This is a genomic window from Parvularculales bacterium (assembly GCA_036881865.1).
Lineage (GTDB): Bacteria > Pseudomonadota > Alphaproteobacteria > JAPOUT01 > JBAJNM01 > JBAJNM01.
Window position 1 is genome coordinate 26,819 of sequence record JBAJNM010000001.1, and the last position, 23,334, is coordinate 50,152.

A 23,334-nucleotide genomic window follows, 5' to 3' on the forward strand; every position below is an offset into this window, starting at 1 on the left:
CGCCCATAAAAAAAGCCACAAAAAAGCGTGTGTCAGGGTTTTCTTAGCCCGATAGCGCCCTATTATAATAGTATACGGGCCTTAGAGCACGTATCACATTGACAGAAAGCAATTCGGAAACATGACCGCATCCCAACCCTATCCTTCTAGTTTTAATAAAGACGCCCTGCTTGAGTGCGGTCATGGAAACCTATTCGGCCCCAACAATGCCCAACTGCCCCTGCCACCTATGTTGATGTTTGATCGCATTACAGAAATCAGCCACAATGGCGGCGATAACGACAAGGGGTATATGAAGGCCGAGATGGATAATCACCCTGACTTATGGTTTTACGATTGCCATTTTCGTGGTGATCCGGTTATGCCCGGGTGCTTAGGTGTTGATGCTTTGTGGCAGCTTTTGGGATTTTTTCTGGCTTGGGCGGGAGGCAAAGGCCGAGGACGTGCGTTGGGGGTTGGAGAAATCAAATTTATCAACATGATAAATCCTGAAACTGAAAAAATAGAATATCATGTTCACATGAAGAGAGTCATAATGAGGCGTCTGGTTGTTGGAGTTGGCGATGGCCTCTTGATTGCCGATGGCGAAACGGTATACACCGCCACTGACCTCAAGGTTGGGCTGTTTACCTCCGATACTGTTTCCTAAAGCGGGGAACACATTAAGATGAGCAACACAGGAAAGATGTAATAATGAGACGAGTCGCCGTAACAGGTATGGGAATTGTATCTTGCATTGGCAATAACTCTCAGGAAGTGCTGGCAAGCCTCCGAGAAGGTCGCTCTGGCATTACCGCCGCCGATGATCATAAAGAGTATGGCTTTCGCAGTCAGGTTCACGGTCGCCCAACGCTGGCCATAGAAGAGGTCGTTGATCGTCGTGCTCGTCGCTTTATGGGGGACGGTGCTGCTTGGAATTATGTGGCCATGGAGCAAGCTATCCAAGATGCCGGTCTTGAAAATGGTGATATTCAAAATGAGCGCACCGGCATGGTGATGGGTTCCGGGGGCCCCTCAGTGAGTACTATTGTTCAAGCTGCCGATACAACCCGTGAAAAAGGCCCAAAAAAAGTAAGCCCCATGGCAGTGCCCAAAGCCATGTCCAGCACAAATTCAGCCACCCTTGCAACGCCGTTTGGTATTCATGGTGTTAATTATTCCATTTCATCTGCATGTGCTACGTCAACCCACTGCATTGGCAATGCCGCTGAACTCATCCAATGGGGCAAGCAGGATGTTATGTTTGCCGGTGGGGGAGAAAGTTTGGACTGGGCACTCTCTGTCATGTTTGATGCTATGGGGGCTATGTCATCTAACTACAATGATACACCGTCTACCGCTAGTCGTGCTTATGACAAAAATCGTGATGGTTTTGTTATTGCAGGCGGAGCGGGAGTTCTTATTTTGGAGGAGCTTGAGCGTGCCAAAGCACGGGGGGCTAAAATATATGCTGAAGTTGCAGGCTATGGCGCTACGTCAGATGGTCACGACATGGTGCAGCCCAGTGGCGAGGGGGGTGTGCGATGCATGAAGATGGCCATGGCCAATTTAGACCAGCCTGTTGATTATATTAACCCTCATGCCACCTCCACACCGGTGGGAGATGTTATAGAAATTGATGGATTACGGGAAGTCTTTGGCGATGACATGCCGCCCATTAGTGCGACAAAATCCTTAACCGGACACTCTCTTGGGGCGGCAGGCGTTCAAGAGGCTATTTATTCTCTTTTGATGATGAATAATAGTTTCATTTGCCCCTCAGCTCATATTGAAGAAATGGACCCAGCGTTTACAGATATTCCTATTATTCAATCGCGATGTGATGATGTGCGCATTGATTGTATACTCTCGAATAGTTTTGGTTTTGGTGGCACTAACGGAACGCTAGTCTTTACGCGCTATGACTAATAAAACTGCAGGGCCTGCCATGTCCCCCCCCAGCCCCCTAATGGCGGGGCGGCGAGGCCTTGTTATGGGGGTTGCTAATGACCATTCCATTGCGTGGGGTATTGCACAGTTGCTTGCCAGCCACGGAGCCGAAATGGCTTTTACCTATCAGGGTGACGCTTTGTTGCGGCGCGTTAAACCTTTAGCTGAAAGCCTTAACGCTCCTCTTATCTTGCCGTGCGATGTAACCAACGATAATGATTTGGATCAACTCTTGAGCACCCTTGAAAGAGAATGGCAAACGTTAGATTTTGTAGTGCACGCCATTGCGTGGTCCGGGAAAGATCAACTCCAAGGGGCTTATATCAATACTGATAGAGATAGTTTTCTCAAAACTATGGATATATCCTGCTATTCCCTAACGGCTATAGCACAACGCATAGCACCCTTAATGACGGGCGAGACAGGGGGGGGAATAATCACGCTCAGCTACGGAGGCAGTGAGCGTGTCATGCCCAGCTACAACGTCATGGGGGTCGCTAAGGCTGCTCTTGAATCTAGCGTGCGATATTTGGCTGCGGACTTAGGTCCGCAAGGTGTGCGCATTAATGCTATTTCGGCAGGGCCAGTGCGCACCTTGTCGGGGGCAGCCGTTGCCGGAGCACGTAGAGTTGCCAAATGGAGCCAACGCCATGCAGCTTTACCGGACGTTACAATCGAGCCTGACCATGTAGCCGGAGCCGCTCTTTATTTGCTCAGCGACTTATCAACCAGGGTAACCGGTGAAGTTTTATATGTAGATGCCGGATACCGCACCATGGGGATGCCCCGCGGAGACAGTCTAGCTACCTTGACAGACGATGCCTAGCATCAAAACAACGCTGGCTTAACGCATCTTAATTGTTTTCGCGGCCACGACGGGGAGGGTGGTCTTCGCCAGACATTTCCTCACCAGTTTCTTGATCTACAACTTTCATAGACAGGCGAATCTTACCCCTATCATCAAAGCCTAACAATTTAACCTTCACCGTGTCGCCCTCATTGACGATATCCGTCACCTTATTGACTCGATAGGATGCCAACTGAGAGATATGCACTAGTCCATCCCGGCGGCCAAAGAAGTTCACGAAAGCTCCGAAATCCATAACCTTAACCACACGGCCTTCATAAATGGTGCCAACTTCAGGCTCTGCCACAATGGATTTAATCCAATTAATTGCGGCCTTAATCACTTCCGGATCGCTAGAGGCCACTTTAATGGCCCCATCATCGGAAATATCCACTTTAGCTCCTGTAGTCTCCACAATCTCCCGAACCACCTTGCCACCAGAACCTATTACATCACGGATTTTATCGACCGGCACATTAATCACCTCAATGCGCGGCACATATTCACCCATTTCCTCACGGGCCGTACCAAGAGTGCGATTCATTTCTGAGAGTATATGCATCCGGCCTTGTTTTGCCTGACTAAGAGCCTGAGACATAACATCTTCCGTGATGCCGGTTATTTTTATATCCATCTGTAGTGCCGTAACACCTATGTCAGTGCCAGCCACTTTGAAGTCCATATCGCCTAGATGATCTTCATCGCCTAGAATGTCAGAGAGAACCGCAAAGCGATCTCCTTCCTTAATCAGCCCCATGGCTATACCAGCTACTGGCCGTCCCAACGGCACACCCGCATCCATCACGGCTAGTGATCCACCGCAAACGGTTGCCATGGATGATGACCCGTTGGACTCTGTTATCTCAGAGACCACCCGCATAGTGTAGGGAAAATCTGCATGGCCCGGCAACATGGCCCGCAACGCCCGCCAAGCCAATTTGCCATGACCCACCTCGCGACGACCCGTAAATCCTACTCGCCCTGTTTCACCAACCGAATAGGGGGGGAAATTATAATGAAGTAGAAAATGCTCCCTATAGGTCTTATCCAACCCATCTACAAATTGCTCATCTTCACTGGTGCCCAACGTGGTAACCACCAATGCTTGGGTCTCACCACGGGTAAACAACGCGCTGCCATGGGCACGAGGCAAAATACCAACCTCACAACTTATGGGGCGTACTGTTTCAAGGTCGCGACCATCAATGCGCCGTTTGTTATCCAGAATAGCGGTGCGGACAACATCCTTTTCCAACTTGCCAAACACCTCACTAGCCACAGGGTCATGCCCATCAGCATATGCCGGCTCACCAAGAGATGCCAGCACCGTATCGCGCACTTGAGCTACAGCACTTTGCCGCTCTTTTTTATCAGCAATAGTATAAGCGCTCTTCAAGTTCTCTTCGGCTAAGGTACGTATTTTCACCACCAAATCTCTATAGTCTACCGCCTCTACTTCACGAGGCGGCTTAGCGCACGTCTTAGCCATACGAACAATTGCCTCAATTACCGGCTGCATAGAGCGATGCCCAAACATAACCGCCCCCAACATATTCTCTTCAGACAATTCTTTAGCTTCCGATTCAACCATCAACACAGCATCTCTCACCCCAGCTACAACCAAATCAAGATCACTCTCCATTACCTGACCTATAGTGGGATTTAAGACAAAATCACCATCCATGTAGCCAACACGAGCCGCCCCGATTGGCCCTAAAAAAGGAATGCCGGAAAAGGTCAGCGCCGCAGAGGTTGCCACCATAGCCACAATGTCAGGATCATTTTCTAGATCATGAGACAACACCATGGCTATCACCTGAGTATCGTTTTTGAACTCCTTAGCAAACAAAGGACGAATGGGCCTGTCAATCAACCGTGAGACCAGTGTTTCTTTTTCTGAAGGGCGTCCCTCGCGCTTGAAATAACCGCCAGGGATTTTCCCAGCCGCATAGGTTTTTTCCTGATAATTCACTGTAAGAGGAAAGAAATTTGCTCCCACTCTAGGCTGGCGCTCTGCCACCACTGTCGCCAAAACTGTTGTATCACCATAGGTGACCACAGCGGCACCATCCGCTTGACGGGCTATTTTCCCCGTTTCAATTACAAGAGGCCTACCACCCCAATCTAATTCTTCACGCACTACGTCAAACATACCTTTTTCCTATCTTTCCATCATGCAATGATCGTCATTACTCAACATTATTATTTACATCACTTAGCCTTGCCTTCAGAAACCTGCACAACTAACCTGTTTGTCAATTTGTTTGCTACCTAGCGCCTTAATCCCAACCGTTCAACGAGAGCCTCATAACGCGCGACATCGCGTGACTTTACATAGTCCAATAGTTTGCGCCTCTTGCTTACCATCTTCAAAAGACCGCGCCTCGAATGATTATCCTTAGCGTGAGATTTGAAATGCCCGGTCAGGGTTTTGATGCGATCTGTCAAAATGGCGACCTGCACCTCTGGTGAACCTGTATCTTTATCAGCTCGCGCATATTCTTTTATTATGTCTTGTTTTCTTTCAGGTGTAATAGACATCCTATATCTCCTGCCAACTCTCCTGTTTCTTACCCGTTTTCACCCAGCATTATTGAAAACCCGCGAAGGTTTCATTTCACCGCATTCATAATCTACTAATGCCACCGGATTCCCTGCAACAACCGCTACCACCTCACCGCTTTGAGCCGGCGCATCGCAACTGCGCAACACAACCGCTTGTCCTTGCCTGAGGCGCGCCGCATCCCCATCGCTGACTGTCAAGGTCGGCACACCCACAAGAACCGCAGAAAGCGGCTTCAAACAAGCAACCAAGTCCAGCGTCTTCGTCTCACTATGGCCCAACGCGACCAACTTATCCAGCGGAATTGAATGAGACTCATCAAAAATGCCCAATCTGGTGCGACGCAATGCCGTCACATGGCCATAAGTACCCAACATCCGCCCCAAATCCCGCGCTAACGCCCGAATATAAAACCCTGTGCCACAAGTCACTTCCATTTCAGTTTCGTCCGCTGAAACCATGGACAGCACCTTACCGCCCATAAACTGGACAGAACGAGGTGCTAACTCTGTGTCTATCCCCTGACGTGCCAAGTCATACGCCCGACGCCCCTGCACCCAAACCGCCGAATACCGCGGTGGGATCTGAGCCAACACTTCGTCAAAACTGCCAAGAGCGGCTACAATCTCTTCTCTGTGGGGCCGCTTATTACTTTCAGATATAATTTTTCCCATGACATCATCGGTATCCGTTTCCTGCCCCCAACGTACCGTAAACTGATAGGTCTTATCGAACCTCGTCACAAACCGCATGACTTTAGTAGCCTCTCCCAAAGCAACCGGCAAAATACCGGTCGCCAAAGGATCAAGCGTTCCCCCATGACCCGCCTTTGCCGCCTTAAAGAGACAACGTACCTTGCCCACCACCGCCGTAGAAGTGGAGCCCCCTGGCTTGTCCACAACGACCCAGCCAGTAATAGGCTCACATTTATTCTGCCGTCTCATTGCCCTGTCTCACTGGCCGTATCTGCGTATGTTGAGGCCAACAGGCGATTCATCTTTTCTACATTCTCAAACGAGCGATCTACCACAAAAGAAAGTGCTGGTGTGTTTTTAAGACGAATACGGCACCCCAATTCATACCGTAACGCACCTCGCACACGCATCAACGCCGCTACTGCTTCTTCTACATGATGACCACCAAGGGTAATGACAAAAACTGTGGCGTTTTTTAAGTCAGGACTAACCCGTACTTCCGTAATGGTTATGTTTGCTTTTTCCAATACACGGTCATAAAGACTACCCGAGCGCACAATCTCGCACAGCACCTGACGCAACAATTCGCCAACCCGTAAACATCTCTGGCTTGGTGCTCCAACGGAAGCACTGGACGTAAATCTTCTCGTCATACCGTTGTCCTCTTGAAATGCAAAATGCTGCCGGAGCATCTACAGGCTACGCTCAATACGTTCTACCTCAAAACATTCAATAACATCGCCCTGTTTGACGTCTTGATAATTTTCAAGAGAGATGCCGCATTCTTGGCCCGTTGCAACCTCGGCCACATCATCCGTAAACCGCTTTAAGGTCGCCAACGCCCCTTGATGAACGACTGTATCATCACGAATAAGACGAACATGAGTACCACGGCGCACTGAGCCCTCACGAACCTGACAGCCCGCAACCCGACCCGCTTTAGAGACAGTAAACGTCTCCAACACTGCCGCTTTACCAATAACATTTTCTCGCATTTCTGGTTCCAAAAAGCCGCTCATTACTTTTCGCATATCATCAATGAGTTCATAGATAACCGAATAACACCGAACATCAACGCCCGCTTTTTGTGCTGCCTCACGAGCTAATGCATTGGGCCTCACATTAAAAGCCAAAATGAGCCCTTCACTTGCAGAGGCTAACGCTACATCAGATTCTGTAATACCACCTGCACCTACATGGATGACACGAACCTTCACTTCATCAGAACCCGCCCCCAACCTATCCAACCCCTGAGCGATCGCCTCACCAGAGCCTTGAGCATCAGCCTTAATTACCACTGGCAGTTCGCAGCTTTCTTTTTTGCCCACCTGATTCATTAAACTTGCCAACGACCCTCGTACAACATTGCCGGCGCGTCTTTCGCGAAGTTGTCGTTGACGATATTCCGTAATTTCACGGGCTCGAGCTTCATTTTCTACTACATGAAATTGATCCCCCGATACTGGCATTCCATTCATGCCCAAAACCTCAACCGGCATAGAAGGATACGCTTCTTTTACGGCTTCACCCTTGTCATCTATTAATGTGCGCACCCGCCCCCATTCAGCACCAGCGACGAAAATATCACCAGCCCGCAATGTCCCGCGTTGCACCAGCACGGTGGCTACCTGTCCACGGCCTCTATCCAACCGTGCATCAATAATAACACCGTCTGCCGTGCGTGTTGGATTGGCTTTTAGTTCCAAAATCTCAGCTTGCAACAAAACAGCCTCTGTAAGTTTATCTACCCCATCACCAGTTTCGGCAGAAACCTCCACGCACAAGACAGCCCCCCCTCCAGCTTCCGTAATCACGCCATGTTGCAACAATTCACCACGTACCTTATCAGGATCAGCCTCCGGCTTGTCCATCTTGTTAAGGGCTACAATGATTGGAACACCAGCCGCGAGGGCATGATTGATAGATTCTATAGTTTGCGGCATGACTCCGTCATCAGCTGCCACAACAAGAATGACAATATCGGTTACCATAGTGCCTCGGGCGCGCATGGATGTAAAAACCTCATGGCCTGGCGTATCAAGAAATGTAATACGCGTACCACCCTCAAGGGTTACCTGATAGGCTCCTATGTGCTGGGTAATGCCGCCTGCTTCTCCTGCCGCTATATCCGTGCGTCGCAGGATGTCCAAAAGAGATGTTTTGCCGTGGTCAACATGACCCATGATGGTCACAACCGGTGCGCGGGAAACTATATCTTCTGGGTTATCTTCTTCACCACCAAGCCCTTCCTCCACGTCAGATTCTGCCACACGCACCACCTTATGCCCTAATTCTTCGGCAATCAGCTGGGCGGTATCTGAATCAATAACGTCATTGATTTTAGCCATAGTTCCTTGTTGCATTAGAATTTTTATTATATCCACCGCCCGTTCAGCCATGCGGTTTGCCAACTCCTGAATCGTAATTACTTCCGGAATAACAACTTCACGAGAAACTTTCTTGGTAGGCATTTCCACACCAGAGGCTTTCAACGCCTGTTTTTTTTCGCGCTCTCGATGGCGACGTATGGCTGCCATAGAACGCTGACGACTATCATCCTTCAGAGCATTAGCGATGGTTAATTTGCCCGCACGGCGGGGACGCTCTTCCCGGCGACCCTGAGAGGGCTTGCGGGGCGAGGCTCTCTCATCACGCCGTCCACGGCCTGACCCACCTTCACTATCGGTATCCACCCCTTCGTTGCTATCAGAGGCTTTCAGACGCCTTGCCGCTTCCATCTCGGCAGCTTGTCGGGCGGTTTCTTCCTCAGCCTTGCGGCGGGCTTCTTCTTCCTCACGATGGCTAGCCTCGGCAGCTTCTCGCTCCCGGCGTACACTTTCTTCTTGTTCGCGAACCCGTGCCTCTTCAGCTTTTCGACGGTCTTCTGCTTCTCGGATACGAGCTTGATCCAACGCTGAGGCACGTGCTTTTTTTTCCTCAGCCGTTAGTGTCCGCAGCACAACGCCGGGCCTGGCTCCCTCTCCTGCTCCTTCTGGTGTGATATTTTCTATTGTATTTTCTATGGATGATGCCCGTTTAGGAGTATCCCGATAGCGCTCAGCCCGCACTGCTGGTGTCGGCGAAAGCGTACCTCCCTTAGAGGAAACTGATTTTTTCGGTTCCGGTGCTGGTGTTGCAATCGCCTCTTTGGACTTAGCATCCATAGATGACGATTTAGAGACAACAACCGTGCGACGACGCTTTTTTTCCACCACCACAGATTTGGAGCGCCCACGTGAAAAACTTTGTTGCACCTGACTGCCGTCCGTTTGCGCTTTTAAAGTGCGCCGCCCACCGCCTGTTTTACTTTCTCTATCATCAGAATCTGTCATAACGCGCTCTCGCCTTTTTCTGCTTGTGCCGCCTCGCTAGAACTTCCTTCTAATCCATTTGACTCTTCTACCTCACTCTCTTTTACCTCTTGGTCTTCTGCCTCCATAGCAGCTAAGTCTTCCGCCGTAACCCAACCCGCAGCCAGACGCGCATTCATCACAAGTGCTTCTGCATCCTCAATCTCAAGGGAAAACTCTTCCAAAATCCCCGGCTCGCGACGACGCTCTCCATCAACAAACTCAACCCACCCCCTCAAGTCATCACTCGCACACCCGGCCAAATCTTCAATCGTACGGATTTCATTTTTTCCGAACGTAACCAACATGGGTAGCGTGACACCCTCAACCTCAGCAAGGGAATCCTCAACACCCAAAGAGCGCCGTTCTTCTTCCATCTCTGCGTTGCGACGTTCTATGCAATCATGCGCCCGCGATTGCAGCTCAGCTACCATGTCTGCATCAAAGCCCTCTATCTCTGTAATCTCATCGGGAGACACAAACGCTACTTCATCAATGGTGCTGAAGCCTTCTGAAGCCAACAGCTGAGCGATGACGCTGTCTACATCCAGTTCTTCCATAAAGAGATCACGGCGCTCGGCGAATTCTTTTTGACGGCGCTCTGATTCTTCAGCTTCTGTGAGAATATCTATCGTCCAACCAGAGAGTTTAGATGCTAGTCGCACATTCTGTCCACGCCGCCCAATGGCCAAACTGAGTTGATCATCAGGGACCACCACTTCAATGCAACGGTCGTCTTCGTCCATCACCACCTTAGAGACCGCCGCCGGTGCTAGCGCATTGACGATAAACGTCGCTGGATCATCAGCCCAGGTGATAATGTCGATTTTCTCGCCTTGGAGTTCATTGACCACCGCTTGGACACGACTGCCTCTCATACCTACACATGCACCTACCGGATCAACGGAGAAATCGTTGGAGATGACGGCAATTTTGGCGCGACTACCCGGATCACGAGCGATGTGTCGGATTTCTATGATGCCATCGTAAATCTCCGGCACCTCTTGCGAAAACAAACCGGCCATAAACTCCGGACGTGTGCGAGAGAGAAAAATCTGCGGCCCATGAGTTTCACGACGCACGTCATAGATGATAGCGCGAATGCGATCACCCGTGCGAAACATCTCCCGCGGCAACCCCTCGTCACGACGCATCATGCCTTCGCCACGACCCATATCTACTACTACATTGCCATATTCGGCTCGCTTAACAATACCATTTACAATTTCACCGACACGGTCTTTATATTCTTCGTATTGTTGCTCACGCTCGGCCTCACGCACCTTCTGCACAATAACCTGCTTGGCGGCTTGCGCAGCAATACGACTAAAATCAACCGGTGGCAAATCATCTGCAATCCAATCGCCCACCGTTGCCGCCGGATTACGCACTCGTGCGCCATCAATGGAGATCTGTATTGCGTCATTGTCGACCACATCCACCACCTCAAGCAGACGTGCTAAACGCACCTCACCGGTCTTGGGATTAATCTCTGCGCGAATTTCATTTTCCGACCCATATCGCGAGCGCGCCGCACGCTGAATGGCTTCTTCCATAGCATCAATCACAATCGCCTGATCAATAGACTTCTCACGTGCAACTGCATCGGCGATTTGTATTAATTCAAGCCTGTTTGCGCTTACTGCCATAATAATCTCCTGTAAAAAAACCTATAATATCAGGCCTGTGACTGCATCATACTCTGTTTTTTCAAACTTTTCCGCATCATTTCATCGGTCGCAGTAAGGCGTGCCCGAACCAACGTCTCAAAGGGCATACGCACTATTCCTTGTGTATCTGGTGTATCAAGAAGCACAATATCTCCCTCAATACCCCTTAATATGCCACGCCAATTGCGACGGTTACCTTCCGTGGAAGAGTCGGTGACTCCCTCAAGGGAGACCTCGTAGCCCACCCAGCGCTCAAAATCTTGCATACGAGAAAGGGGACGCTCAAGCCCAGGCGAAGAGACCTCTAAAACATAAGACCCTGAAACCGCATCTTCTACATCCAACAGCGCTGACAGGGCCCGGCTCAACTGTTCGCAGTCCTCAACGACCATGGTTCCGTCAAGCCGCTCGGCCATAATCTGAAGGGTCTGTCCATCCGAACCAGAAAACCGCACCCGCACCAGAACAAAGCCCATATCCTCTGCCAGAGGAGCTAAAAGGGTAGCAATCCTCACAGCGGAGCCATTTGCCACAAGATGGGTTATCTCCTGACTTGGGTGCGGAGCTTTGTCTTTGCTCTCAAATCCAGAATGGTCATTGGCCACTTTTTTATAGTTCATAGTTCCCGTTTTTGCAGACTGACTCATTATAGTTAAAGATAATAAAAAAGCGGGATACTGCCTTCGGCGTTACCCGAGGACAGCCCGCTTAAAAAGCCGGATTGTCATGTTCTCTCATTACCCTATAGATACTTAAGAACACCCCTTTTTTATAGCACCTTACCCATCACACTTCAACCATAGCTATGGTAAAATATAGCCTTAGAGTTACAGAACCGAGATTTTGCAATATTGCTATATAATCTATCCCCATGGTTGCGCACCCCTCATCACAAGAACTTACGGAGCAATTGTGCGCACTAGCCGTAGAGGCTGGTGCCGCCATCATGGACTGCTACGAAAGCCGCCACGAAGCCGTGGAAAAAGAGGATCATTCTCCGGTCACCCTAGCAGACAAGCAAAGCGACCGGACAATCACCACCGGCCTTGCCGCTATAACATCAAACATTCCAATTGTATCAGAAGAGTCAATGCCAACTCTTGAATCCAACCCCCGATATTTCTTTCTCGTAGACCCCCTAGATGGCACCAAAGAATTCATCAACGGCACACAAGAGTTCACCGTCAACATAGCCCTGATTGATAACCATGAGCCTGTTTTGGGAGTCATCTATGCTCCCGCCATGAATTGCCTGTTTTTTGCCACAGAAACTCAAGCCTTTACTCAAGAGATTACCCCCGATGGTAAAACCGCCCACGCCCCCCGTACCATAACTGTGCGGCGGCCACCCCCTGAGGGTCTTGTCGCGCTGGTTAGCCGTTCTCACCGCACCCCAGAGACAGACGATTATTTGCAGACCCACAAAGTGAGCCGTTTCAAATCCATTGGCTCCTCCCTTAAGTTTTGCCTCATCGCCCGAGGAGATGCCGATATCTACCCTCGCCACAGCCCTACCATGGCGTGGGATACTGCCGCCGGTCACGCCATCCTCAAATCTGCGGGTGGTAGCGTTACCACCCTCAACGGACAGCCGCTACTCTATGGAAAAGAACGCAGCTTCCTCAAAAATCCCGCCTTTATCGCCTGCGGCTCCTGAAGGCCACATACGTCAATATTCCCTTTAATATGGCTTTTTTGGAGTTCCACCCATGACATAAGTCTAAAAATCAGATACGTTTCTTGAAAAGGAAACTTTTCCCCCCATATACAATGGCGGTCACTGGCTATCATCTGATGCCAATGGCTTTCATTCATACCAACCACAAACACAACATCAGAGGATACAGATAGATGAGCAAGGTTATTGGCATTGACCTTGGAACCACAAATTCCTGCGTAGCCGTTATGGACGGGGCGCAAGCCAAAGTCATTGAAAACGCAGAAGGGTTTCGCACAACACCCTCCATGGTCGCCTTTAGTGAAGACAACGAACGTCTTACCGGTCAACCAGCAAAACGCCAGGCAGTCACGAATCCTGAAAATACGTTTTTTGCTATCAAACGCTTAATCGGTCGCTCCTATGAGGACCCCACTGTAGCCAAAGATAGAGATATGGTGCCCTACCACATCGTCAAGGCGGATAATGGTGACGCGTGGATTGAGGGGCGCGGCGAAAAATATTCTCCTTCGCAGATTTCTGCTTTCATCCTCCAGAAGATGAAAGAAACTGCCGAAACTTATCTCGGTGAAAAAGTTGAAAAAGCGGTCATCACCGTACCTGCCTACTTTAACGATGCCCAACGTCAGGCTACCAAAGATGCGGGCAAGATTGCCGGTCTTGAGGTTTTGCGCATTATCAATGAGCCCACGGCGGCCTCGCTTGCCTACGGCCTTGATAAAAAAGAAGGGAAAACCATTGCCGTTTATGATTTAGGCGGGGGTACCTTTGACGTATCAATTTTGGAGATTGGTGATGGGATCTTTGAGGTTAAGGCCACTAATGGCGATACCTTTTTGGGTGGAGAAGATTTTGACCTCCGGCTGGTTGATTATTTCGCTGACGAGTTCAAACAGGAAAACGGTATTGATTTAAGAGGCGACAAACTAGCTCTGCAACGCCTCAAGGAGGCCGCCGAAAAAGCCAAGGTAGAGCTTTCATCAGCCCAACAAACAGAAGTGAACCTGCCTTTTATTACGGCAGATCAGTCAGGGCCGAAGCATTTAACCATGAAGTTGACGCGTGCCAAGCTGGAATCTCTCGTAGATGCTCTTGTAGAGCGCACCCGTACGCCGTGTCAGGCGGCTTTGAAGGATGCTGGTCTAACAGCCGGAGAAATTGATGAAGTGGTGTTGGTGGGTGGACAAACCCGCATGCCGCGAATTCAGACATTCGTTAAAGAATTATTCGGCTCAGAACCCAACACAAGCGTTAATCCTGATGAGGTGGTCGCCATGGGCGCGGCCATTCAAGCGGGTGTATTGCAGGGCGACGTCAAAGATGTGTTGTTGCTTGATGTAACCCCCTTGTCTCTCGGCATCGAAACTTTGGGTGGGGTGTTCACCCGGTTAATTGATCGCAATACGACTATTCCCACGAAGAAATCGCAGACTTTTTCAACGGCGGAAGATAATCAATCAGCCGTAACCATTCGAGTCTTTCAAGGCGAACGCGAAATGGCAAGCGACAATAAGTTGCTAGCCTCTTTTGATTTGGTAGGCATCCCGGCAGCGCCACGCGGCGTACCTCAAATTGAAGTCTCTTTTGATATTGATGCAAACGGCATCGTCAATGTGTCGGCCAAAGACACGGCTACCGGAAAAGAGCAACAGATTCGCATTGAAGCCTCCGGCGGCTTGAGTGATGACGATATTGACTCCATGGTCAAGGATGCAGAGACCCACGCCGAGGAAGATAAAAAGAGACGGGAAACAGTCGAGATAAGAAATCAGGCGGAGAGTTTAATCCACACCACAGAAAAAACCTTGACCGAGGCGGGCGATAAAGTAGGCGAGGACCAACGCCAGACCGTAGAGGCAGCCATAACCGCGCTCAAATCTGCTCTTGAGGATGAAAGCGCCAGCGGGGATAACATTAAAGAAAAATCAGCCGCCCTAGCGCAAGCTTCTATGGCGGTGGGTGAAGCGCTTTACAAAGCGCAACAGGAGAGCCAGAGTGAAGAGGATGGCGCCGGTGGTGATACGGCGGACGATAGCACCGGAAGTAATAATGGCGATGATGTCGTAGAGGCCGACTTTGAACCTCTTGATGACGAACAAGATGAAAAGAAAAACAGAGCCTCTTAATTCAGCGCAACCGCGGACGGTGGGATGCGGTAGGGAGCTGGAAGCCGGTTAGAACAAGCGGCGCGCTCATGCAGGCAGGACAAACAATACAAGCGCTATGGCCAAACGTGATTTTTATGAGGTGCTCAATGTTGATCGCACCGCCTCTCAGAATGACTTAAAAAAGGCGTATCGTACGCTGGCCAAAAAATATCACCCCGACCGTAACGCCAATAATCCGGAAGCCGAGAAGCACTTTAAAGAAATCAATGAAGCCTATGATATCTTAAAAGATGATCAAGCACGGGCAGCCTACGACCAGTTTGGTCATGCAGCCTTTGAAGGAGGTGGAAGGCCCGGCCAAAGCGGTTTTCAGAGCGGTGGTTTTGGCGCAGGGACTTCTAATTTTCCCGATTTTTCCTCTGTATTTGAAGATTTGTTTGGTGGTATCGGCGGTGGACACCAAAGTCCGCGAGGTCGTCGCGGGGGACAACACCGCCGTGGCAACGATTTGCAGTTTGACATGACCATTTCTCTGGAGGATGCCGCCCGAGGCAAAGAAGCCCATATCAAAGTCCCCACCGCTGTTGCGTGTGATGCTTGCGGGGGCAAGGGTGCGGCCCCCGGCACAGAGCCGGTATCGTGTCCTACGTGTGGCGGGGCGGGAGTTACTCATGCCAGCCAAGGTTTTTTCACCATAGAGCGCACTTGTCCGCATTGTCAGGGCGGGGGACAAATTATTAAAAGCCCGTGCATCCAATGTCATGGACGCGGGCGGGTTAGCCGAACACGAGAACTCTCAGTTAAAATCCCTGCCGGTGTTAGAGATGGCAACCGCATTCGCATGGCCGGAGAAGGAGAGGCGGGGCCTCAAGGGGGAACAGCAGGGGATTTATACATTTTTCTGTCTGTCCGTCCTCATGATTTATTTCAACGGGATGGCGATAATTTGTTTTGCGATATGCCCATCACCATGACCACCGCTGCATTGGGGGGTGACATTGAAGTACCCACTTTGATTAACGGCAAAGTCCGGTTGCGTATACCGGCGGGCAGCCAGACAGGTCGGCGTTTCCGTCTTAAGGGACAGGGCATGCCAATTATGCGCTCAAGTGCTCACGGGGATCTTTATGTGCGTGTAACTGTGGAAACGCCGGTTAATCTTAGCGATAGCCAACGGGCTCTTCTGCAAGAATTTGCTGAAAGCGCGGGTGAAAAAACCCATCCTGAAAGTCATGGCTTTTTGCATCGAGTGAAGGAGTTTTTTGACGGGATTGGAGAATAATGCAACTCGTCTGACATTACGAAAACAGCGCCCTCCGTTAACCACCACCCTTAGCCTGATTGCATTTCGGACAGGCGACCTGTCCGTTAGAGACAATCGTCTTCCCACCCTTGGTGTGCGGGACGATATGGTCAGCGTGCCACTCATGCCAACCAAGCTTCTCCCCACCACAATGCATTTTTATCTGGCAAACACCTTTACCCCGTCTAAAGATCGCCAGCCGTTGCTCATGTGAGAATGCCCGGGTCTCATCCTTGAACTCAATGTCAGGGAAATCAGAGAAGAATCGACGCTCGACATAATCCAATCTCCCCTGAATAGATTCTCTCGAATCGGTCGAAGAGCTGGTTAACCCTTTATATTCGATGAGGCTCGGGTCCCGTTCTTCCTCGTCAAGATTATCGTTGTCCCTTCGCTTCTTTTCGAAGTCAATAAACCACTGGGACAGTTTGACCTCGGTTTCTTCATGGACATAGCGACCTATGAGAGTTGAGCCGAGGCAGTAGAGAGTGATCGCGTTGTAGCGTTCCAGTTCGGGCGTTTTTTCTGGAAAGGCCCGATGGAGGTAGTCAAGCACATGGATGACCTTCTTTGCATCCTTGCAGTTGTCATCAAACCGGGTGTTTTCCTGATACATTCGGTTCAAGTCGCCATCGCGAATACTGGTAGGTCCACCGGCTATCTCCAAGCAGATCATCTGAGCCGCCACAAGGTCAAATGTAAATCTAGAATTGGTGAACTTGCAGTTTTCGAAAAACGGATGCTCTGCTATCCTCTTCACGAAATCCCGCATCTGCCCTGACATCGCGTTCCGTTTCTCCTGAGCCTTCAGCGTGGTCCCGTTCTGCAAACGTAGGAACATCTCCCGCACTTCGTCTTCTTCATCCGTCTTAACGGCGTCCTCAACGACAACCACATCAAGCACATATATGTCAAAGTTCCTGCGAAGATCAAAATCCAGATCATTATAATGTTTTCCAGCTATCTCATAACTTTTTCCAGCTTTATTCACGTCAACGACTGGGTCAGCGTCCTTGGCCAATGGAAATTCGCCATCACAGAACTCCCAGAGAGTTCGAAGCCGTTGTTGTCCGTCAACTACGGCGAACTCGTGTTGTGAATCATCGTCCAGCCGTTGCCAGTACATTTTGGGAATGTCATACCCACGCAGAATAGTATCAATCAGAAGCTGTTTCTGCTTTTGTGTCCAAACGGGTGGTCTCTGGTAATCCGGGGTCGGATCAACTATATTTTTGAGACCGCAAAGCGTAGGGATGGGATATCTTTCTTTACTTGTCCGCATGAAGTAACTCCTCAAAACAATGAATTACAATCTTCCGTGAGCCTCAACATAACATCTAAAAAAAAGCCTTTTTCAAAAGCATTTGGCCTATTGCTATGACCACCATAGCCCTCTACCGCCCAACTGTGGAAAACCATGATGTTATTTGGGTCTTTTTCTAATCCTTACCATTTACCAACCAGGGTACATCAATAATATTATTAAAAATCAACCCCTTATGAATGTCTGTTTGCCCAGCGCAACCACCCTACCTCTTAAAGGATTGGGGATAAATCTGTGGGTTTGTATTTTATGTTCTCAAAAATATACGCCTTTTTAAAGGCTTAAAGGATCTGCGTACCCTAAAGCACAAAACGGGAGAGGTCCGTGTTGTCTTTCAAATCACCTATATTGTGAGCTACAAAATCTGCATCCACCACAATGTTATCCCCGGTCCGCTCTGTAGCCGTAAAACTAATCTCATCCAAAACCCGCTCCAATACCGTATGCAACCGCCGGGCGCCTATATTTTCTACTTGCGTGTTAACCGCTACCGCAATATCCGCCAAAGCATCAATACCGTCCTCACTAAAAGTCAACGTTACCCCCTCCGTTTTCATCAGCGCTTCATACTGACGGATCAAACTCGCCTCAGGATCTGTGAGAATAAGACGGAAATCATCCCGACTTAACGGATTTAATGTCACCCGAATAGGCAACCGCCCCTGCATCTCCGGCAATAGGTCAGAAGGTTTAGCTACATGAAATGCACCCGATGCAATAAAAAGAATATGATTGGTACGCACTATCCCATGTTTGGTTGCTACCGTCGCACCTTCCAACAAAGGCAACAAATCACGTTGCACTCCCTCGCGACTCACATCACCACCAGCATGATCACTACGGGCACATATTTTGTCTACCTCATCCAGAAAAACAATACCATTATTTTCGACCGCCTTTAAAGCTTCTTGAGTCATCTGGTCTTCGTCAAGTAGATTATCCGCTTCCTCCGCCGTTAAAATCTCATGCGATTCACTCACGCTTACACGCCGCTTGCGGGTACGTTGCCCCATGGCCTTGCCAAACAAATCTCCAACGTCAAACATACCCATCTGCGCACCCGGCATACCCGGAATATCAAGTGCCGCTAAAGGATTACGGTTGTCGGCTATCTCTATTTCAATTTCCTGATTGTCCAACTCACCGGCACGCAACTGACGGCGCACATTATCACACTCCTCACGGGAAGCATTTTTGCCCGCCAACGCCTTTAAAACCCGCTCTTCAGCACGAACATGAGCCTGTGCTCTTACTTCCCGATGGCGCCGCTCCCGCACCATGGCGATGCCTTCCGCCACCAAATCACGAATAATCTGCTCAACATCCCGCCCCACATAACCTACCTCCGTAAAGCGGGTGGCCTCAACTTTAACAAACGGCGCTTGCGCCAACCGGGCCAACCGCCGCGATATTTCCGTCTTTCCAACACCCGTAGGCCCAATCATCAAAATGTTCTTAGGTAATACCTCCTCACGCAAATTATCATCCAAATGCTGGCGACGCCAACGATTACGCAAAGCAATAGCAACCGCGCGTTTTGCATCGGCTTGTCCAACAATATGTCGATTGAGTTCGGATACAATCTCACGAGGACTAAAAGCAACCGAATCCGTAACTGTACGCATCATACCCCTGCCTAACTATAAATCAGTGAGCCCCTTCAATGCTCTCCATTGTCAACGTCTTGTTGGTGAAAACACAAATCTCAGAGGCAATATCCATAGAACGCCGCGCAATAGTTTCAGCATCCATAGACGAATCCATCAACGCCCGAGCCGCCGCCAACGCATACGCCCCCCCGGACCCTATACCCACAACACCGCCTTCCGGCTCCAGCACATCACCGGCACCCGTCAACACAAAGCTCGCCTGCTCATCGGCTACAATCATCATAGCCTCCAAACGCCGTAAGAAACGATCCGTCCGCCAATCCTTCGCCAACTCCACACACGCTCTCATCAACTGTCCCGGGTATTGCTCCAACTTGGCCTCAAGGCGCTCAAAAAGAGTAAGAGCATCAGCCGTAGCCCCTGCAAACCCCGCTACAACATTTTGATCCGCCGCTCCCAAACGCCGAACCTTACGAGCATTGTTCTTCATAATAATGTTGCCGGTGCTTACCTGACCATCACCCACCATCACCAGCCTACTATCCTTGCGAACACATAAAATCGTTGTACCATGCCACGGCGACGCACCAGAGGTTGACATTTCAGAAAAAATCATAGCGCCAAAACCACATCCAAATGAAAAAAGAACTATGCCCTTCATGTGGCTTTTCTTATCTCCGGTCAAGGGTCTTAGGCGTTTTTCATGGGAGATGGGCGGTTTTATAAGGAATCAGGCTGGCACAACCGCCCAAGACCTGATAGAACGCCTGAATATGTAAAGCAAATGGTGTAACATTAATCTGCCCTCAGGGAGCACCCACGGCCCATGACTCAAAAAACGCCCGCTCGAACCGCCCAGCTGGACCGGAAAACAAAAGAAACGCAGATATCCGTCAACCTTAATCTGGATGGCACAGGTCAATATGATATCAGTACCGGCATTGGATTTCTAGACCACATGTTAGAGCAGTTAGCGCGGCATTCTCTTGTTGATCTTGATGTAAAAGCCACCGGCGATTTGCACATAGACCAGCATCACACCACAGAGGACACCGGCATTGTGATTGGCAGCGCGCTAGCTAGTGCCCTTGGCGAATATCGGGGCATTTGCCGCTTTGCTCATGCTCTTATTCCTATGGATGAAGCATGCACTCGGGTGGCGTTAGACATTTCTGGACGCTCGAGTCTTGTCTGGCGGGTTGACATGCCTCACGCAAAAGTAGGTGAAATGGACACTGAATTGTTTCGGGAATGGTTTCAGGCGTTTGCTCAATCAGCCGGCGTGACACTCCATGTTGAAAATCTGTACGGAATCAACACTCACCATATTATTGAGTCATGCTATAAAGGTCTGGCTCGGGCGCTCAAAGATGCAGTAACTATAGATCCACGCCAGCAAAGCGCCTTACCCTCCACAAAGGGTGTTCTTGGTAGTGTGAGATAAGTGGAATAAAAGCCCATTTAGGAGAACGCCCAAATGCGTAGTTATACAACTTACAAAAATTCTCTTATGGGATACGACGATGCAGGAACGTTTCTGATTAAAGAAGGTTTCAGTTGGTTTGGTATTTTTATTCCACTGTTTTTTCTTCTCTATCATAAAATGTGTCGGGTGGCAGGCGGTTTGCTGGTGACACGTTTTGGTGTTGACCTTATCGGGGCTAGCTTGTTTAGCAAGTATGTAGCTGGTGTAGCACCTATGCTCGCCGATGCTATTAATGTGTTAATGGGTTATGAGGGAAATAATCTACGCCGTTGGACTCTTAACCGATTGGGATATCGTATTGTAGCTGTAGTTGTGACCTCCGATTTGTTTCAGGCCGAGAGGCGATATTTTGCCAACAGCAACCCCTTGATAGGGCTTCCCCCCACGCAAACATACTCTCCTGAAAGCGTACGATACACCGTCCCTTTCCATAGTTATTATGAATCAGCCTTTGGTGTCTTTCCGCCATACGGCAGCGTTGTGTGAGTTCCGTCTCTGTAAACCATGTCTCCATGAACGATATTTCTGTCGCCATTATTGATTATGGCTCCGGCAATCTTCATTCTGCGGCCAAAGCGTTCGAGCGTGTAGCCCACGAACAGGGTGTAGGTGGTGCCGTTCAAGTAATAGCAAAACCGGAAGATGTCTTGAGAGCAACACGAATTGTGTTGCCCGGGGTGGGAGCTTTTGGAGATTGCCAAACAGGCCTTTCACAATATGAGGGCATGATTGAAGCTCTTACCGAATCTGTTGTAAAGGCTGGACGACCTTTTCTTGGTATTTGTGTAGGTATGCAGCTCATGGCCACCCACAGCCACGAGCATGGTCGTCGTCATGATGGGTTCGGTTGGTTGCCGGGCGATGTTATAGCCCTTGACCCCCAAGACTCTCAGGTGTCACCAAAACCAAAAAAAGAAAGTATCGCCTTGCCCGTTAAGGTCCCACACATGGGCTGGAATAATTTACGTATTCTTAATGGGCATCCGGTCTTAGAGGGTTTGGACAATACTAATTTCTATTTTGCGCATAGTTATCACTTAAAGCCCGCATCTTCTAAGCATCTTCTGGCAGAGGTTGACCATGGCAGGCGGGTGACAGCCGTTGCAGGGCGCGATAATATCATCGGCTTGCAATGCCATCCGGAAAAAAGCCAACATGCAGGCCTACGGCTTATTCATAACTTCCTGCGCTGGACGCCCTAAGAGTCTCATGGTTTTATTTCCCGCTATTGACTTGAAGGACGGGGCCTGTGTACGGCTTAAGCAAGGCGACATGGCACAGGCAACGGTATTTAATGATGCACCGGCCAAACAGGCTCAGGCGTTTGAGGGGCTGGGGTTTTCGTGGTTGCATGTTGTAGATCTTAACGGGGCCTTTGTAGGGCGGCCTGTTAATGATGCCGCCGTTGACGCTATCCTCGGAGGTTGTTCTTTGCCGGTTCAGTTGGGTGGAGGCATACGGGATAGAAAAACCATTGATATGTGGCTTGAAAAAGGCGTGCAACGTGTTGTTATCGGTACCAGTGCGGTGCGGGATCCGGTTTTGGTGCGGGAGGCAGCTCGTGATTGGGAGGGTCGCATCGCGGTAGCGCTGGATGCCCGAGAAGGGCGTGTAGCGGTTGACGGATGGGTCAATGCCAGCGACCTTTCTGCCACAGAGATGGCGTTGCGGTTTGAGGACGCGAAAGTAGCGGCCATCATTCACACAGATATTGACCGCGATGGGGTTCTCACCGGCTTAAACATTGAGGCTCATGTTGCACTGTCAAAAACGGTTACCGTTCCTGTGATTGCCTCGGGAGGTCTGGCGGGCATGGGCGATCTTAAAGCGCTTAAAACAGCCAACGCTGAAGGCATTGTTGGTGTTATTGCCGGACGCGCCCTCTATGACGGACGGCTTGATGCCCGTGAAGCGCTGGCGTTTTTAGCTATCAATGAAGGCCAAACGCCATGTTGAAAGCGCGGCTTATTCCCTGCCTTGATGTAAAACAGGGGCGGATAGTCAAGGGTGTACGGTTTGTCGATTTGCGCGATGCGGGAGACCCGGTGGCTGCCGCCATGGCTTATGATGCTGCCGGTGCTGATGAATTGTGCTTTTTTGATATAACAGCGAGCCATGAAGAACGTGGTATTTTATTGGATGTGGTACACCGCACGGCAGAAGCTTGTTTTATGCCTTTGACGGTAGGTGGCGGTATACGCACCTTGGGTGATATTCGCGAACTTCTTCTAGCAGGCGCAGACAAAGTTTCTATTAACACAGCAGCTGTTGAAGATAAGTATTTTGTGCAGAGGGCGGCAGATAAGTTTGGCTCTCAATGTATTGTAGCTGCCATAGATGCCCGTCAAGATACACCCGGGCGTTGGATGGTTTACACCCATGGGGGCCGGCACCCAACAGGACTTGATGCTATTGCCCACGCCCGTAACCTAACAGATCTTGGGGCCGGGGAAATCTTGCTTACCTCAATGGATCGGGATGGCACGCGGGAGGGGTTTGATTTAGAGCTAACCCGTGCCGTATCAGACGCCGTCCCCACACCCATTATTGCCAGTGGTGGTGTAGGAACGTTGGATCACTTGGTAGCAGGCGTTCGGGAGGGGCGTGCCGAGGCTGTTTTGGCGGCTTCTATTTTTCACTTTGGTGAACACACCATAGCCGATGCCAAAAACCACATGGCACGAGCGGGGATTCCTGTGCGCTTGGCAGATATTTATCAGGCCTGATTGTGGTTATTATAGGCGGCGTGTGATAGGTTTGCCGCCTGTGCT

21 protein-coding genes are annotated in these 23,334 nt (G+C 50.0%); 11 read left to right on the plus strand and 10 right to left on the minus strand.

Features of this window, described 5'->3' with window-relative positions:
- Window positions 1–121: 121 nt before the first annotated feature.
- The 3 genes from fabA to V6Z81_00140 are packed head-to-tail and all read left to right on the plus strand — an operon-like array spanning window position 122 to window position 2,755.
- Window positions 122–649, plus strand: coding sequence for a 3-hydroxyacyl-[acyl-carrier-protein] dehydratase FabA (gene fabA / locus V6Z81_00130; GenBank protein ID MEG9860905.1), 528 nt, complete (start codon window positions 122–124; stop codon window positions 647–649).
- Window positions 650–693: 44 nt separating this feature from the next.
- The gene (gene fabB, locus V6Z81_00135) at window positions 694–1,908 is read left to right on the plus strand and encodes a beta-ketoacyl-ACP synthase I (protein ID MEG9860906.1); all 1,215 of its coding nucleotides are present in this window, start codon (window positions 694–696) and stop codon (window positions 1,906–1,908) included.
- 19 nt (window positions 1,909–1,927) lie between these two features.
- Window positions 1,928–2,755, plus strand: coding sequence for an SDR family oxidoreductase (locus V6Z81_00140; GenBank protein MEG9860907.1), 828 nt, complete (start codon window positions 1,928–1,930; stop codon window positions 2,753–2,755).
- A 28-nt stretch (window positions 2,756–2,783) separates the two neighbouring features.
- Here the strand turns inward: V6Z81_00140 and pnp are convergent, their stop codons facing one another.
- The 7 genes from pnp to rimP all read right to left on the minus strand — a co-directional run bounded on the left by pnp (window position 2,784) and on the right by rimP (window position 11,674).
- A complete protein-coding gene (gene pnp / locus V6Z81_00145) occupies window positions 2,784–4,928 on the minus strand; it encodes a polyribonucleotide nucleotidyltransferase (protein ID MEG9860908.1) in 2,145 nt (714 codons plus the stop codon).
- 119 nt (window positions 4,929–5,047) lie between these two features.
- Entirely contained in the window at window positions 5,048–5,317 is a 270-nt protein-coding gene (gene rpsO / locus V6Z81_00150; GenBank protein ID MEG9860909.1) for a 30S ribosomal protein S15, read from the minus strand.
- A 39-nt stretch (window positions 5,318–5,356) separates the two neighbouring features.
- Window positions 5,357–6,283, minus strand: a complete 927-nt coding sequence (gene truB, locus V6Z81_00155) for a tRNA pseudouridine(55) synthase TruB (GenBank protein MEG9860910.1) — start codon at window positions 6,281–6,283, stop codon at window positions 5,357–5,359.
- The gene (rbfA, locus tag V6Z81_00160) at window positions 6,280–6,687 is read right to left on the minus strand and encodes a 30S ribosome-binding factor RbfA (protein ID MEG9860911.1); all 408 of its coding nucleotides are present in this window, start codon (window positions 6,685–6,687) and stop codon (window positions 6,280–6,282) included. The genes truB and rbfA overlap by 4 nt, the downstream gene beginning before the upstream one ends.
- A 39-nt stretch (window positions 6,688–6,726) precedes the next feature.
- Entirely contained in the window at window positions 6,727–9,366 is a 2,640-nt protein-coding gene (infB, locus tag V6Z81_00165; protein ID MEG9860912.1) for a translation initiation factor IF-2, read from the minus strand.
- Window positions 9,363–11,033, minus strand: a complete 1,671-nt coding sequence (gene nusA / locus V6Z81_00170; protein ID MEG9860913.1) for a transcription termination factor NusA — start codon at window positions 11,031–11,033, stop codon at window positions 9,363–9,365. The genes infB and nusA overlap by 4 nt, the downstream gene beginning before the upstream one ends.
- 29 nt (window positions 11,034–11,062) lie before the next feature.
- Window positions 11,063–11,674, minus strand: a complete 612-nt coding sequence (gene rimP, locus V6Z81_00175) for a ribosome maturation factor RimP (protein MEG9860914.1) — start codon at window positions 11,672–11,674, stop codon at window positions 11,063–11,065.
- A gap of 251 nt (window positions 11,675–11,925) precedes the next feature.
- On the opposite strand from rimP, the gene cysQ reads away from it, so the two are divergent.
- The 3 genes from cysQ (at window position 11,926) to dnaJ (ending at window position 16,122) form a co-directional block, all read left to right on the plus strand.
- A complete protein-coding gene (cysQ, locus tag V6Z81_00180) occupies window positions 11,926–12,711 on the plus strand; it encodes a 3'(2'),5'-bisphosphate nucleotidase CysQ (GenBank protein ID MEG9860915.1) in 786 nt (261 codons plus the stop codon).
- Between the two features lie 194 nt (window positions 12,712–12,905).
- A complete protein-coding gene (dnaK, locus tag V6Z81_00185; protein ID MEG9860916.1) occupies window positions 12,906–14,858 on the plus strand; it encodes a molecular chaperone DnaK in 1,953 nt (650 codons plus the stop codon).
- A 97-nt stretch (window positions 14,859–14,955) separates the two neighbouring features.
- Window positions 14,956–16,122, plus strand: coding sequence for a molecular chaperone DnaJ (gene dnaJ / locus V6Z81_00190; protein MEG9860917.1), 1,167 nt, complete (start codon window positions 14,956–14,958; stop codon window positions 16,120–16,122).
- A 37-nt stretch (window positions 16,123–16,159) separates the two neighbouring features.
- On the opposite strand, the gene V6Z81_00195 is transcribed toward dnaJ, so the two are convergent.
- From V6Z81_00195 to hslV, 3 genes are all read right to left on the minus strand, one after another.
- The gene (locus V6Z81_00195) at window positions 16,160–17,425 is read right to left on the minus strand and encodes a DUF262 domain-containing protein (GenBank protein MEG9860918.1); all 1,266 of its coding nucleotides are present in this window, start codon (window positions 17,423–17,425) and stop codon (window positions 16,160–16,162) included.
- Between the two features lie 341 nt (window positions 17,426–17,766).
- Window positions 17,767–19,095 (minus strand): ATP-dependent protease ATPase subunit HslU, encoded by a 1,329-nt coding sequence (hslU, locus tag V6Z81_00200; GenBank protein ID MEG9860919.1) that lies wholly within the window; start codon window positions 19,093–19,095, stop codon window positions 17,767–17,769.
- A 19-nt stretch (window positions 19,096–19,114) separates the two neighbouring features.
- Window positions 19,115–19,678, minus strand: a complete 564-nt coding sequence (hslV, locus tag V6Z81_00205) for an ATP-dependent protease subunit HslV (GenBank protein MEG9860920.1) — start codon at window positions 19,676–19,678, stop codon at window positions 19,115–19,117.
- Between the two features lie 225 nt (window positions 19,679–19,903).
- Here hslV and hisB point away from each other — a divergent pair, with 225 nt between their 5' ends.
- The 5 genes from hisB to hisF are packed head-to-tail and all read left to right on the plus strand — an operon-like array spanning window position 19,904 to window position 23,289.
- Window positions 19,904–20,521, plus strand: coding sequence for an imidazoleglycerol-phosphate dehydratase HisB (gene hisB, locus V6Z81_00210; protein ID MEG9860921.1), 618 nt, complete (start codon window positions 19,904–19,906; stop codon window positions 20,519–20,521).
- A gap of 33 nt (window positions 20,522–20,554) precedes the next feature.
- Window positions 20,555–21,049: a DUF2628 domain-containing protein gene (locus tag V6Z81_00215; protein ID MEG9860922.1), complete on the plus strand. Its 495-nt coding sequence runs from the start codon at window positions 20,555–20,557 to the stop codon at window positions 21,047–21,049.
- 26 nt (window positions 21,050–21,075) lie between these two features.
- Window positions 21,076–21,765: an imidazole glycerol phosphate synthase subunit HisH gene (gene hisH / locus V6Z81_00220; GenBank protein ID MEG9860923.1), complete on the plus strand. Its 690-nt coding sequence runs from the start codon at window positions 21,076–21,078 to the stop codon at window positions 21,763–21,765.
- Window positions 21,766–21,772: 7 nt separating this feature from the next.
- The gene (gene hisA / locus V6Z81_00225; protein ID MEG9860924.1) at window positions 21,773–22,519 is read left to right on the plus strand and encodes a 1-(5-phosphoribosyl)-5-[(5-phosphoribosylamino)methylideneamino]imidazole-4-carboxamide isomerase; all 747 of its coding nucleotides are present in this window, start codon (window positions 21,773–21,775) and stop codon (window positions 22,517–22,519) included.
- A complete protein-coding gene (hisF, locus tag V6Z81_00230; protein ID MEG9860925.1) occupies window positions 22,513–23,289 on the plus strand; it encodes an imidazole glycerol phosphate synthase subunit HisF in 777 nt (258 codons plus the stop codon). The genes hisA and hisF overlap by 7 nt, the downstream gene beginning before the upstream one ends.
- Window positions 23,290–23,334: the final 45 nt, after the last annotated feature.

Coding starts and splice junctions, on each gene's coding strand:
- fabA (MEG9860905.1), top strand. CDS start 122: ATGACCGCATCCCAACCCTATCCTTCTAGTTTTAATAAAGACGCCCTG.
- fabB (MEG9860906.1), top strand. CDS start 694: ATGAGACGAGTCGCCGTAACAGGTATGGGAATTGTATCTTGCATTGGC.
- V6Z81_00140 (MEG9860907.1), top strand. CDS start 1,928: ATGTCCCCCCCCAGCCCCCTAATGGCGGGGCGGCGAGGCCTTGTTATG.
- pnp (MEG9860908.1), bottom strand. CDS start 4,928: ATGTTTGACGTAGTGCGTGAAGAATTAGATTGGGGTGGTAGGCCTCTT.
- rpsO (MEG9860909.1), bottom strand. CDS start 5,317: ATGTCTATTACACCTGAAAGAAAACAAGACATAATAAAAGAATATGCG.
- truB (MEG9860910.1), bottom strand. CDS start 6,283: ATGAGACGGCAGAATAAATGTGAGCCTATTACTGGCTGGGTCGTTGTG.
- rbfA (MEG9860911.1), bottom strand. CDS start 6,687: ATGACGAGAAGATTTACGTCCAGTGCTTCCGTTGGAGCACCAAGCCAG.
- infB (MEG9860912.1), bottom strand. CDS start 9,366: ATGACAGATTCTGATGATAGAGAAAGTAAAACAGGCGGTGGGCGGCGC.
- nusA (MEG9860913.1), bottom strand. CDS start 11,033: ATGGCAGTAAGCGCAAACAGGCTTGAATTAATACAAATCGCCGATGCA.
- rimP (MEG9860914.1), bottom strand. CDS start 11,674: ATGAACTATAAAAAAGTGGCCAATGACCATTCTGGATTTGAGAGCAAA.
- cysQ (MEG9860915.1), top strand. CDS start 11,926: ATGGTTGCGCACCCCTCATCACAAGAACTTACGGAGCAATTGTGCGCA.
- dnaK (MEG9860916.1), top strand. CDS start 12,906: ATGAGCAAGGTTATTGGCATTGACCTTGGAACCACAAATTCCTGCGTA.
- dnaJ (MEG9860917.1), top strand. CDS start 14,956: ATGGCCAAACGTGATTTTTATGAGGTGCTCAATGTTGATCGCACCGCC.
- V6Z81_00195 (MEG9860918.1), bottom strand. CDS start 17,425: ATGCGGACAAGTAAAGAAAGATATCCCATCCCTACGCTTTGCGGTCTC.
- hslU (MEG9860919.1), bottom strand. CDS start 19,095: ATGATGCGTACAGTTACGGATTCGGTTGCTTTTAGTCCTCGTGAGATT.
- hslV (MEG9860920.1), bottom strand. CDS start 19,678: ATGTCAACCTCTGGTGCGTCGCCGTGGCATGGTACAACGATTTTATGT.
- hisB (MEG9860921.1), top strand. CDS start 19,904: ATGACTCAAAAAACGCCCGCTCGAACCGCCCAGCTGGACCGGAAAACA.
- V6Z81_00215 (MEG9860922.1), top strand. CDS start 20,555: ATGCGTAGTTATACAACTTACAAAAATTCTCTTATGGGATACGACGAT.
- hisH (MEG9860923.1), top strand. CDS start 21,076: ATGAACGATATTTCTGTCGCCATTATTGATTATGGCTCCGGCAATCTT.
- hisA (MEG9860924.1), top strand. CDS start 21,773: ATGGTTTTATTTCCCGCTATTGACTTGAAGGACGGGGCCTGTGTACGG.
- hisF (MEG9860925.1), top strand. CDS start 22,513: ATGTTGAAAGCGCGGCTTATTCCCTGCCTTGATGTAAAACAGGGGCGG.